The following is a 12871-nucleotide window of genomic DNA, read 5'->3' on the forward strand; positions in this document are numbered from 1 at the left end:
GTTGGCATAAGTTACCAAGCTGATAGTCTATTGCCGATACCAAGCCATTTTCATCACTATAGTGATATGCCTCTATGAATCAAACTACTACCCCTATGCAAAGCTCCTCCTCGTATGAGCGCCAAGTCATTATTAATATTGACGATTTAGGGTTGTCCGATTCCGTCAATGAGGCTGTGATAGCCTTAGGCACTTTAGGCAAGATACGCTCGACCAGCTATATGGCAGGTGGAACTATCTCTGAATCGCAAATTCGCTCGTTGACGTGTTTGCAGTTGGAAGTTGGTCTGCATCTAGACTTTACTGGGATTTACCCCTCGGCTCTAACGCAATCACTCTCTAGCGTGCTCATGGCCAGTTATCTGCGCCGACTGGATAAGCAAGCAGTAACGGCTTTGATTCATCAGCAATTAGATGGCTTTGAAGAGAAGTTTAATCAGCGACCTGTCTTTATAGACGGTCACCAACATGTACATCAATTCCCCGTCATTAGAATTTGTCTAGCGAATGTCTTACAGGCTCGCTATGGGGACGCTAAGGCTACAAGCCATGCGAAAATTAATATGGCGGCACGGGTAACCACTCCATTAGTTAATGATTTAAAGTCTTGGATTATTTATGTTTTAGGTGGCCCAGCTTGGCAGCAATTATGCCGACACCATCAGATGCCGACCAACGGAAAATTCGGTGGAGCTTACGATTTTGAGGCCAATCAAGACAAATTGGCTAAACTTTGGGAAAGCTGGTTTGCTAAATGCCCGTTAATAAATACGAACGCTTCCACAAGCGAGCAGCAGCAGTCCCCTACGCTTATTATGTGCCACCCCGCTGTCCCTAATAACGGTTGGAAAGACGAAATTAAAGCCGCGCGTGAGCAAGAGTTTCAATGGCTGATGAGCGACACCTTTGCTGCCCTTTGTCAAAAGTATCAGGTGGTACCTATGGGTTGGCAGTCATAAATCCATATGACATAGTTAATGCTTTTTAAAACGGACATATAGCGAGTTACTGCTGTAAATTTTCTGGCTAGAAGTCATGATCTGACTGAGGCAGGCGAAAACCTATACCAGTTACTCTCTAGCAAATCTTGACCAGACTGCCTCTAAGAAAGCTCTGTCCTTAAAAAAAACCCTAACTCCTAATCCTAAAAAAGCAAAAAGCCTGTTATCACTAACAGGCTTTTTTTATGCGCAAATTTTACTTAAACTTTAAATCGGCTTTGAGATTATTCGTCAATAAAGCTTAACCAATCCATATACTGCTCATTGCGGCCATGGACCACATCGAAGTATAAGGTTTGCAGTTTTTCAGTGATTTCACCACGGCCACCATTGCCAATGATACGGTCATCGTATTCACGGATTGGCGTGACTTCAGCGGCAGTACCGGTCATAAAGATTTCATCCGCTAAGTAAAACTCATCACGAGTAATACGACGCTCAGTCACTTTAATGCCTAAATCTGCAGCGAACTGCATGATAGTACGGCGGGTAATACCGTCTAATGCGCCACCAGCGAGGTCTGGCGTATGCAGTTCACCATTCTTCACTAAGAATAAGTTTTCGCCTGAACCTTGGCACACGTAACCTTGCGAATCCATCAAGATAGCTTCGTCATAACCGTTACGGGTCACTTCTTGGTTCGCCATGATAGATACCGGATAGTTGTGTGAGGCTTTGGCCTTACACATCGTGATATTCGGCATATGGTGCGTGTAAGAAGAGGTCTTCACACGGATACCTTTTTCGATACCCTCTTCGCCAAGGTAGGCGCCCCAATGCCATGCAGCAACCATCGCATTGATGCTGTTATCGTGCGAAGAAAGACCCAGCTTTTCAGCACCGACCCAGATAAGCGGACGGATATAAGCCGAAGCTAAGTTATTTTGCGCTACGATATCTTTATGGGCTTGCTCAAGGGTAGCTTGGTCATAAGGGACCTTCATTTGGAAGATTTTAGCAGAGCCCAGCAAGCGATCGGTATGATCTTTTAAGCGAAATATGGCAGTGCGACCATCATCGGTCTGATAGGCACGAACCCCTTCAAAAATAGCCATGCCGTAATGTAGGCTATGGGTCAATACGTGAACTTTCGCATCCGGCTGTTCGACGATCTCGCCATTGAGCCAAAGTTTGCCGTCTGCAGTTGCCATACTCATAATTTTGTCCTTGTCTTATTATCATACAGACCGCTATCTTATAATAGCCATCTGCATAGTGTCATTGAGCTTTGTAGGTGTTTTACTACACGAAGATACGGGGTAACTGAGCCCGTTTTACTTAAGTGACCTTAAGCTAAGTTAGATTTGCTTTATAGATGCAGTGTAGGATTATAGCACTGCCTCCGATAAGGATTGCAAGCATTTAGTTTATTACTAAGCAGCAGAAAGCTTTGAATACTTATTCAATGAGCGTTGGCTTAGGGCCTGCAACCTCCTAAAGTTTCAAAATTAACCGGCTTTAGGATTAAAAGCTATCATTACAGCCCCGTACTAGCTTTCTCCGTCTTCACGACTGGGCATATTGTCTGACATGCTGCTGGTCGCCACGCCCATAAGATGCTGCCACTGCGCCTGCACTAAGATACGGGTCTCGTGCCAAAGTGACTCTTCTACTGATAAGGTTTGCTCGGATAAGGCCAATTGATGCGTGGCGGCTCGAATGCGTAGATAGGCCTTGGTGAGGTCATCGCAAGTTTGCTGCGGCCAAATCCCTAAGCTGGCTAGGGTCTCAAAAATACGTACGTTATCAGGCCATTTGGTCAGTTCTGGATACTCATGCGCATAAGCTAATACGGCAAATTGTGCCATAAACTCGATATCGACAATCCCGCCAGCATCTTGCTTAAGCTGAAACTTACCGCTCTGCTGCGCCCATTTATCACTGCCCAGATGCGTCTGCATTTTAATGCGCATACTGGTCACATCTGCCCGCACTTCCTCTAGGGTACGTGGCATAGTCAACACATCACGACGGATATCATTAAAGCGGGTCATGGCTCGACGATCCCCGCAGATAGCTCGTGCCCGTACTAGCGCCTGATGTTCCCATGCCCAAGCTTTATCGCGTTGATAAGTCTCAAAGGCATGACTCGATACCACCATCATGCCGGCATTGCCAGAAGGTCGGAGGCGCATATCAATCTCATAAGCGCGGCCGTCACGAGTCTGGGTATTTAGGTAAGTCATCAGCTTTTGTGCCAAGCGTGCGGCAAACTTCATCCCACTCACCGACTTCTCGCCGGTACTCATGGCTTGCTCTTTGATTTGGTGCAAAAAGACCAAGTCTAAGTCTGAGGAATAAGACAGCTCAAGCCCGCCCAACTTGCCATACCCAATAATAGCAAAGCCACAATCTGCCTCGGTAACCGGGTCACCATTATGGCCTATCGGATAGCCATGGCGTTTCACTAAACTGGCAAAGGCGCGCTCTAAGGCAGCCTCTAACACTACTTCAGCGATAAAGGTGAGCGAGTCTGACACTTGCATAATAGGACGCTCAGCGATGACATCACTTGCCGCCACAGCCAGCACTTGGCTCTTTTTAAATAATCGTAGGACGCTCAGCAGCTCCTCTTCATCATCGGGCTCTACTCGCAATAACAGCTGCCGCAGGATATCGCGCAGCTCCACTTTATTGGGCAGATGACGATAGCGCTGCTGCAAGAAAGTATCTAGCAATACCGGATATTGGGCTAATTCGCTAGCAATCCAAGGACTAGCCGATAGCATGGGGATAAGACTGACCGTAGCATTCGGGTTTTCCGCAATCATCACCAAATAGATAGAGCGGCGGCAGATAGCTTCTAATAGGGTAAGTAATCTAGGGACAGCGGTATTGACCGAATGCACTTTATTCGCTTGGGTCAGCAAAGCATGCACGATGACTGGATAGGCATTATCGAGACGCTCTTTTGCCTCATCCGAGAGATTGGCCACCATTTTTGAGGACCAAAATACTTGTAAACGTTCTATATTTTCTGGTGATAACAAGGTCTCTAACTGCTCTAACTGCTTGGCAAACGGCTCTTCTTCGGCTTCATCTTCTGGCAAAATGCTAGGAGATTGCCGCTCCGTCACCATCCGCTCAAAAGGAATAGACACATTATCGCGGTGAGCATTCAGCACATCCAGTAATGCGTCCCAATCGCTAAACCCTAAGGTTATCGCTAAGTTATGTCGCCATTTCTCATTGCTAGGCAAGCGTTGGGTCTGCTGATCATGGATAGCCTGAATCCCGTGCTCTAGCCGACGTAAAAAGCGATATGCTCCTTCTAAATCCTCATACGTTTGCGCATCTAGGTATTCTAGCTCATGCAAGGCCTGCAAGGTTTGCAGGCACGATTTCACCTGCAGTTGCGGTTGTCGCCCTCCATAAATGAGCTGAAAAGCCTGTACGACAAATTCGATATCACGAATCCCGCCCGCCCCTAGCTTGATATTATCCAAGTCCTCGCGCTGAGCCACTTGGTTTTGAATCAAAGACTTCATTTCACGCAAGGCTGCAAAAGCACTAAAATCAACATAGTAGCGAAAGACGAAAGGCTTAATCAACTCATCAAGTTGCTCAGCAAAATCCTTACCTATGCGACTGACCTCACGCGCCTTTAACCAAGCAAAACGCTCCCATGCCCGGCCATGATTGGCAAAGTACTTTTCTAATGCTGCCAAATGAATGGCCAAATCACTACCATCACCCCAAGGGCGCAAACGCATATCTACGCGGAAAACAAACCCATCTGCTGTATTGGTGTCGAGCAGCTTAATAATCCCTTGACCCAAGCGGTTCATAAAGCGCTTATTATCAATACACTTAGTGCCTTTCGACTTATGACCATCGGTCTCACCATACGCTTGATGGATAAAAATAAGGTCGATATCGCTCGATAAGTTTAATTCTTTAGCACCGAGCTTACCCATAGCCATAATCGCCATATCATCGATTTGGCGCTGCCCTTGCGCATCTATAAAGGTCGGTTGCCCATAGCGGCTGACCAGCTGCTCATAAGTATAATTTTTGGCAAAGACGATACAGCCATCAGCAAATTCGGAAAGCTCGTCAGTCAGCTGCTCAATAGTGGTTAGGCCGAGGGCATCTTGCCAAATCCAACGCATCATAAGCAGCATTCTCAACCGACGCAGGCCACTCATCACGCCCGCCTCATCAGCGACTTCATAATCTTCGTTTAGGGTATAGTCCTGAATGAGGTCGTCAATGTGCTGATTGGTCAGAGTAGTATCGAGCGGATAACTGCGTAAAAAGGTCTGGCAAGAGTTGGTTTTATTCTGCCAAATCTGATGCGCAAACTCACTGGCTATGGCCAAGCGCTCAATCTGTGCGGCTGTGGGGCCATGATTAGGGGTAGATTCAAAAGTACTGCTAGCAGCAGGGTGGTCAGGAGGAGTAGCAGAGGGAGAAGAACTAACAGAAGACCGTTCAAGTTGAGTGGCTGAGGACATGATTATGAAAGACTCCTAATAGCGTATGCCTTAAGCCTATCACACTTTTTAGCGATTTTATGAGACCACTCTATAATATAATCGCAATATTACCGTATACATTATTATAGTTATAGTAAATACACCTTGTAATGCTACCGTATAAAATAGTAAGGCGCTGCGGGCACAAGCGGTCTTATGATGGACCTAATTAAGTTATATTTGCAACTGCTTTTCCCCACCTAATCGCCCTTAAAGGACTAGGCTATTTAACAGACGCTGAATCAGCGGGGTGAGTTGGGCCAAGCCTGCGCCTATTAATGCGCCAATGGCCACATCGGTCGGATAGTGTAAGCCCAGCACCATACGCGATAGCGCTACCAATAGCGCAAAAGGCACCATCAACCAGAGTAAAATAGGAAAATAACCACCCAGCGCACAGGTAAATAACACGGCTTGTAAGGTGTGCCCAGAAGGAAAGCTAAAAACATCTAATGGCCGCTCACCCATGATGATGACCTGATGCACCTGATACGGCCGTGGTCTGACCGTCTTTATTTTTAGTATTTTATACAACCCTACTCCAATACTGCTCGTTAGTATGATGCTAAAAATCGGCAGCCAGATTGCCCAGCCTGTAGTGCCCAACCTGTACTGTGACAGTAAAGCGGCGAATAACATCACTCCCCAAAACCAACCATCACCGAGCCGACTCACCGACTTAAAAAAGGCGGCGATACGTTGGTAGCTTGAGTAGCGGTTGATATGGATGCAAAGCGAGGTATCCCAGTTGAGCAAGTGATTGGTAGTCGCGGCTAAAGCTGGATAATCATTGAGATAGGTTAAAAAGGGATGCTTGGGGCTGTGAGATACATGGGCGGATAATTTAGTAGGCGTCTTGGGAGGCTTATTTTTAACATGAGCCTGAGCCTGGATTCTTGGAGGTTTATTAACAACCCTATTAGCAGGCATCTCCTGCCTTCCTACCACAGTATAATGCTGCTGAGAGGCAGAATCGATAAGGGGCGATTTAGCTTGTAGCTTTGGTTCGGGCAGCTTCATAATCGTTGCTCCAAAAAAGACCAATAGATAATGACGAATAACCTCTGAGCATTTGGGCGTGCAGGCCCTTAAACAGAAACAGAAACAGAAACAGAAACAGAAACAACTACACTTAAATCACGGCCAGGCTTAAAAAGTATAAACCCTGCTATAAACTTTAAAATAACTGTCGGCTAAAATAACTAACAGCGGTAACAAACCTTTAATGGGTCGGGTGGCTATGAGGGTCTTTACTACCTGTTAATACACTCGCCTTAGACAGGGCCACTTTTACCTCAGCTCTATCACGCAGCGGTAGCGTCGCGCCCTGTTTAAATAAAGTCTGCTCTGTTGCCGGCTCTAGCCTTAATAACTCTACTTTTTTGGCTAATGACTGAGCCTTACCCTGATGGGCAGCTTTATTTACTAATACGTCTTTAAACATCGTGAGCATTTGCTCAGCGGGACGTCCCCAAGACATCTCTAACACTTGCGCGCGCGCCTGCTGTCCAAGTTGTTTTAGTTGCTGTACCTTGGGCAACTCGCTCACCATAGCTATAAACTGTTGGCTATCCCCTAGACTGGCTAGCGCGCCACAATGCTCATCGACCAACATGCCGGCAGCCGCATCATCAAAAGCATAAACAGGCAAACCACTGGCCATAGCTTCGGTCACGACATTGCCAAAGGTCTCCACTTGGCTGGCAAAGATAAAGGCATCACCACTGGCATAATGCTCAGCCAAAGCCTGCCCCATTTGTGCGCCTGCAAAAATAATATCATCGCTACCGCGCACTAAAGACTGTAGCCGAGCTTTATCTGGACCGTCCCCAACGATAACGAGTTTCATAGCCCGGTGCAGTTGCTGCATCTGCAGGGCTTGATAGCTTTTAATCACTAAGTCCACCCCCTTTTCAGGAGACAGTCGACTCACCATAATGAGCACGGTATGCTGCTGACCCGCTCCCCAAGATTGCCGCAGTACCTCTGAGCTTTTGCTAGGGTTAAACCGCTCTATATCTACCCCACGACCCACGTGTACAAGACGTTTAAAGCCGAATGCCGCCAAGTCATTTTGCGTTTTTGGGCTGGGCACACAAGTGGCATCTGACCAATTGTGAAAGTATTTAAAATAAGCCAACAAAGGTCGCGCTAACAGCCCGATACCAAAGTGCTTACTAAAATCATGGAACTGCGTATGATAGCCCGTCGTCACCGCGATTTTTAGGCGTTTGGCCGCCAGCAATGCCGCTAATCCCAACGGCCCTTCTGTAGCAATATGGACGATATCGGGCTGTATATCCTGCAGATAATGCTTGATACGGCTATAGGCTGGCATCCCAAATTGCAACTCTGGATAGCGTGGAATCGGCATCCCTTTGACTGCTAGCATACTGGTAATAACCAGCTCATCTGCCTTGTTAGGTTGTGCCTGACTTTCTTGATAATCGCTACTTTCAGAGCTACTGCTACTCCTACTACTAGCACTGGCCACCACGGGAAACTCTACTGACGTAATATTTAGTTTAACAATATTTTCACGCTTTTTAGGTTTAATTAAGCTGATTTCATGACCCATTGCTGCTAAGTGTTGCATCAGTTGTTTCAGGCTTAAAGACACCCCATTCACCTCGGGCAGCCACGTCTCTGTCACTAAGACAATGTGCAGCTTATTGGCTTGCGCATTGCTCTGCGGCTCTACTAGAGGATTGCGGCGATAATTGATCGTGGCCATATTTTTTATCCATCCCTGTAACTATAGGCTTACCTTAGCAAAATCAGTTGACAGTTTTATGGCAGTATTAACGCAATTCCATGACAACGGTCTACTTTTCAACCCTCTAAATAAATGATTATCCTAAAGTTTTTTATTGCCCTAGTATTACTCTAGAGCAAGTGCTCTATTCATCCAATCAAAGTGGTCGCCATACGCTACGACCCGCCAGAAAATTTATATCAGTGACTCGCTATGTGTCAGTTTGCAACAGGACTGACACATAGCAATTCATAGTAAGTATAAGGTGAGGCTTGATTGCGATAACGCTACTGAAGCGCCACAACACTACTAAGCGCTGAGTAAGTCGCAGCCCTTACACTATAGGCTGCAAACTTCCTAACGATAAAAACTCAATACCTATCTCAACAACCCTCTTAACGACTATTTTAACAACTGTCTCAATCATCCATTTAATAACTCAATACATTCAATAACTATAGGTCGCCACCATGCATAACACCCAACAAAACCAACAAATTGTCCTCGCCGCCCATCCTAAAGGCATACCTACGCCAGATACCTTTAAAATTAAGGCTATCGATATGCCGGAATTGGGGGCTAACGAGGTATTACTAAAAAGTATTTATGTCTCGGTAGATCCAGGTATGCGCGGCTTTATGGACAAAGGCGATGACGACGCAGCAGGGAATAAATATGAGCTGAATAAACCCATTACCAGCAGAACCGTAGCGCAAGTAGTGGCCAGCAACAGTGCTGACTTTGCGGTCGGCGATATCGTTCACGGCCGCTTTGCTTGGCAAAAGTTCCAAAGCGTATCACCTGATGGGCTAGAGAAGGTTGACCCCAGTCTAGCTCCCATCTCTACCGCTGTGAGTATGCTAGGCGTACCCGGCTTGTCTGCCTATTTTGGTATGCTCAAAGTCGCCAATATTAAAGCCGGAGATACGGTCGTGGTCTCTGGTGCAGCGGGTTCTGTGGGCAGCATAGCCGCTCAAATTGCCAAGATTCACGGTTGTAGAGTGGTTGGGATTGCTGGCTCAGCGAAAAAAATCGCCTATTTAGAGACCGATTTAGGCTTAGATAAAGGGATTAATTATAAAACCACTGACGATATGACAGCGGCTATAGCTGACGCCTGTCCTGAGGGCGTTGATGTTTTCTTTGATAATGTCGGTGGTGAGTTGTTTGATGCGGTATTTGCCAATATTAACCCTCATGCGCGTATTGCCATCTGTGGACAAATTGCGGATTATAATAATGATACAGTTGCTCAAGGGCCGCGACCTATGCACACACTAATCAAAAAGAGCGCACGTATGGAAGGGTTTGTGGTGTTTAACTATGCGGATGAGTTCGATGCGGCTAAAAAGCAGCTCGCTAAGTGGTACAATGAGGATAAATTAAAGTATAAGGAAACCCTTACCGAAGGCTTTGCTAATATCCCAGAGGCCTTTATCGGGCTATTTTCTGGAGAGAATATCGGCAAACAAATGGTAAAAGTGGCTGACCTTGACTCATAACCCAATTTGCTTTTCTATACTGCTCTAACCAAGACTCTTTACTGGCCTAACCGAGACTTTTACTGACCCAACTAAGACACTTTTAACCGTGTGTGATACCCAGCTTATGACTATTGACGCTCCGCTTTCTGTAACCCCAACTGCAAATACCGCCGCTACCCTGACCCCGCTATTGCTTATTACTGCTGACCCCAGCCATCCGTTAGCCGCTATGGCGCTGCGTTATGCACAGGCTTATTTAGCGTCGTCTGAGAATGAGCCTGCCTTGCAGGTATTTTTCTATGCTGATGGTGCCCATACTGCCAATCGTTTGCGCTGGCAATCTGCCGATCAAGCGGACATCACACAAGCTTGGCAAGCCTTAGCTGAGCAATACCAACTGAGCTTACCGGTTTGCGTGAGTACAGCTTTAAGTCGCGGGATTAGTGATGAGGACAATAGCCAACGCCATCAATTGCAGGGCGATAATCTTGCCGCAGGCTTTAACTTGGTAGGCTTAGGAGAGCTGGCGATGCTACTACAGAGCGATTGCCGCGTACTGCAATTTTAGAGGAAGGTTATGACCATATTAGTGAAACTTTGCACGCCGACTGAATTGGCCAGCTATGAAGGCTGCGCCTTAGCCTTGACCTTGGCAACCTTTGGCCATGAAGTACGGCTGTATTTAGACGCGCCGGTGTTTGGGGTTTTGATGCAACCTGAGTCGCGCTTAGCAGGGATGATTAAGTCGCTAGACTTATACGATATGCCGCCAGCTTGGTTGCCAGACGATGTCTTTAGCGGTTGGTTAGTGGGCATGGTGCCTGATGCCTTGGCAAGTCAGCTTGAGTTGGTCCCTGAAGCACTGAACGACCATCCATTCGAGCAAATTTTGACGTTTTAAACGGCCGCTAACCCTCTAGCCACCCCATTATTATTTTGAATTTTAAGTGGTATTTATGAGCACTTTGTATCAACTGCATGGCAATTTAACCTCCCTAAAACAGCATATCGACACGCTAGCTATGACTTGGCAGCCGCAAGATAGCGTCTTGCTATTGGGCGAGACCGTCGCTTATTTGGATTGGCTCGATGCCTATATTGCTGATAGCGAAATGCCGGAGATGACTTTGAGCCGTCTGTACGTGCTACAGGCCGATATTGATGCGCTATCTCTCACGACCCAACAGTATCTCAATATTGCTTCAAGAGCCTGCCAGGTATTAAGTGATAGTGACTGGGTTGCACTGACTTTATCCCAATATGAGACTGCTAGCTCAGTATTAGAGAGCCCATCGCCCAATAAATCTGCGGCGAACCCACAGTTTAGCAAAGTGGTGACGATTGCGTAGGGCTTTGACCGTAAAACCTTGCGCTTCAAATTCTACCTAGTACTAAGCTTAAAAGTCATCTTAATCTTAATCTTAATCTTAATCTTAATCTTAATCTTAATCTTAATCTTAACACCTAGAATAAACCCCTATGACCCAATCCCCTACTTCAGCCTTAGACACCTCTACCACAGCTACTGAGCCTAACCAACCGTTTGCGTTGGATGCCGAAGGCCATCTGCTAGACCATCGTCTATGGACGCCAGAAATCGCGCAGCAGCTTGCTGACACTTTGGCCGTTGAGCTGACCGCTTTACACCTACGCATCTTGATGCAAGTGCGCGAGTTTCATACAGAATTTAATCATCCTCCCTCTACTCGGCCTTTGATTAAATACCTTATGAAGACGTTACCGGATGACGATATTAGCAATCAGCGCTTGCAGGCGTTATTTAATACGGGGCTAGTAGCCCGCCATGTCAATCGACTTGCTGGCTTGCCCAAACCCCCCAATTGTTTGTAAGGGTCAACGTTACAGAGCTATTGTCAGTCCAAGCAAGAGCCACATGACGCTTTATCGTCATAAAAAAAAGCGTAATCCTTGCTAAAGCATATTCAGACCAGATGATAGGCAGACTCTATAAGGCAGTTCAGGTTGCCTATTTAGGATTAAAAGGCACTAAATTATCATAGCCTGTACTCTGCCCTTCATCCCCTTTAAAACCCTGCTGCCGCCACACTTCATATAGGCAAATTGATACGCTGTTGGCTAAATTTAAACTGCGTGACTCGGGTAGCATTGGCAATCTTAACCAATTGGCCTCACCAATATCTGCTCGAATATCTTCCGGTAAGCCTGCCGTCTCAGAACCAAATACTAAAGCAATATTGTCCTCATCCCCTTGACTGCTGAAGTCGTAGTCATAAAAAGGGTGGCTGAGCTTAGTGGTCAATGCCACCATGTTAGGACAGTTGGCCTGTTGTAGCGCCATTTTGGCGTCTTGCCAAGTTTCATGCACTAGCATGTCCGCATATTCATGATAATCCAGGCCCGCTCGACGCATCTTTTTATCTTCTAAATCAAACCCTAATGGCTTTACCAAATGCAGCTGTGCTCCTGAATTGGCACATAAGCGAATAATACTGCCGGTGTTATTAGGAATTTTGGGGCTGACTAATACAATATGAATGGTCATAATTGGCTCTTAAATGGTTTTATTAAAGGTTTTGTATCTGCAGAGTAACGTCAAATTACGTAGAAACCTGCGTATTTATAGACTCTTGCAAAAATATGTTACAGTTTTATGGCGGTAATTACACTTTGCTACTGGGCAGGCTTTTTTCATTTAACTATGATACCCCTAATGAAGGGCGGCAGCCTAAATCTAGTCATTCACTGCTTACTGCTTTGTAAGGGCGCTTTGTCTCCATATGGTGGCATGGTTCTTATTTATTACACCGTATATTTTTTAATGTAGGTTTAATCAGAGCGCAAAGTTAGGGTATTGGCTTTAGGTGAGTACTTTACTTAAGTGTTGGTCTGATTTATAGCCTTACTTGGGTGCTAGTGTTTTGCTCTCTTTCACTATCGTGGTTACGTTTGATTTATAGAAATCAAAGGCCCTATTTCCTTACTTATTTAGAGGTAGTTATTATGAAAAAAGTTATCATTGCATCTTTAGCAGCTATGTTCGTTCTTACTGGTTGCAACACGTTCAAAGGTCTAGGCCAAGACGTGTCTAGCGCTGGTGATGCTGTAACTGACGGCGCACAAAAAGTTGAAAACAAAATCTAATTTCCCTAGATTTAGTGCTGATTTACTTCA

Annotated in this window: 12 protein-coding genes; 7 read left to right on the plus strand and 5 right to left on the minus strand. The window is 46.0% G+C overall.

Annotated elements, in window-relative coordinates; all coding sequences use genetic code 11:
• The first annotated feature begins 74 nt into the window (after window positions 1-74).
• Window positions 75-959: a ChbG/HpnK family deacetylase gene (locus ACZ2XM_RS08770; RefSeq protein WP_490589512.1), complete on the plus strand. Its 885-nt coding sequence runs from the start codon at window positions 75-77 to the stop codon at window positions 957-959.
• A gap of 266 nt (window positions 960-1225) precedes the next feature.
• Here ACZ2XM_RS08770 and ACZ2XM_RS08775 read toward each other — a convergent pair whose 3' ends face one another.
• From ACZ2XM_RS08775 to ACZ2XM_RS08790, 4 genes are all read right to left on the minus strand, one after another.
• Window positions 1226-2158, minus strand: coding sequence for a branched-chain amino acid transaminase (locus ACZ2XM_RS08775; RefSeq protein WP_490589511.1), 933 nt, complete (start codon window positions 2156-2158; stop codon window positions 1226-1228).
• 333 nt (window positions 2159-2491) lie between these two features.
• On the minus strand, window positions 2492-5458 hold the full coding sequence (gene glnE / locus ACZ2XM_RS08780; protein WP_490589510.1) for a bifunctional [glutamate--ammonia ligase]-adenylyl-L-tyrosine phosphorylase/[glutamate--ammonia-ligase] adenylyltransferase: 2967 nt from the start codon (window positions 5456-5458) through the stop codon (window positions 2492-2494).
• 231 nt (window positions 5459-5689) lie between these two features.
• Window positions 5690-6235, minus strand: coding sequence for a phosphatase PAP2 family protein (locus ACZ2XM_RS08785; protein ID WP_490589558.1), 546 nt, complete (start codon window positions 6233-6235; stop codon window positions 5690-5692).
• Between the two features lie 466 nt (window positions 6236-6701).
• Window positions 6702-8213: a glycosyltransferase family 4 protein gene (locus tag ACZ2XM_RS08790; protein WP_490589509.1), complete on the minus strand. Its 1512-nt coding sequence runs from the start codon at window positions 8211-8213 to the stop codon at window positions 6702-6704.
• A 491-nt stretch (window positions 8214-8704) separates the two neighbouring features.
• Here ACZ2XM_RS08790 and ACZ2XM_RS08795 point away from each other — a divergent pair, with 491 nt between their 5' ends.
• The 5 genes from ACZ2XM_RS08795 to ACZ2XM_RS08815 all read left to right on the plus strand — a co-directional run bounded on the left by ACZ2XM_RS08795 (window position 8705) and on the right by ACZ2XM_RS08815 (window position 11569).
• Complete coding sequence (locus tag ACZ2XM_RS08795) at window positions 8705-9736, plus strand: NADP-dependent oxidoreductase (RefSeq protein WP_490589508.1); 1032 nt, start codon at window positions 8705-8707, stop codon at window positions 9734-9736.
• Between the two features lie 106 nt (window positions 9737-9842).
• Window positions 9843-10286 (plus strand): sulfurtransferase complex subunit TusD, encoded by a 444-nt coding sequence (tusD, locus tag ACZ2XM_RS08800; RefSeq protein ID WP_490589507.1) that lies wholly within the window; start codon window positions 9843-9845, stop codon window positions 10284-10286.
• 9 nt (window positions 10287-10295) lie between these two features.
• Window positions 10296-10619 carry a hypothetical protein gene (locus tag ACZ2XM_RS08805; protein WP_490589506.1) on the plus strand — a complete coding sequence of 108 codons (324 nt, stop codon included), beginning with the start codon at window positions 10296-10298 and terminating at the stop codon, window positions 10617-10619.
• Window positions 10620-10674: 55 nt separating this feature from the next.
• On the plus strand, window positions 10675-11067 hold the full coding sequence (locus ACZ2XM_RS08810; protein WP_490589505.1) for a DsrH/TusB family sulfur metabolism protein: 393 nt from the start codon (window positions 10675-10677) through the stop codon (window positions 11065-11067).
• Between the two features lie 130 nt (window positions 11068-11197).
• Window positions 11198-11569 (plus strand): TusE/DsrC/DsvC family sulfur relay protein, encoded by a 372-nt coding sequence (locus ACZ2XM_RS08815; protein ID WP_490589504.1) that lies wholly within the window; start codon window positions 11198-11200, stop codon window positions 11567-11569.
• Between the two features lie 136 nt (window positions 11570-11705).
• Here the strand turns inward: ACZ2XM_RS08815 and ACZ2XM_RS08820 are convergent, their stop codons facing one another.
• Window positions 11706-12242: a tRNA (cytidine(34)-2'-O)-methyltransferase gene (locus tag ACZ2XM_RS08820; RefSeq protein ID WP_490589503.1), complete on the minus strand. Its 537-nt coding sequence runs from the start codon at window positions 12240-12242 to the stop codon at window positions 11706-11708.
• A gap of 458 nt (window positions 12243-12700) precedes the next feature.
• Here ACZ2XM_RS08820 and ACZ2XM_RS08825 point away from each other — a divergent pair, with 458 nt between their 5' ends.
• Window positions 12701-12841, plus strand: a complete 141-nt coding sequence (locus tag ACZ2XM_RS08825; protein WP_490589502.1) for an entericidin A/B family lipoprotein — start codon at window positions 12701-12703, stop codon at window positions 12839-12841.
• Window positions 12842-12871 lie beyond the last annotated feature (30 nt).

This window comes from Psychrobacter sp. CoH-33_TS_01 (assembly GCF_058189395.1).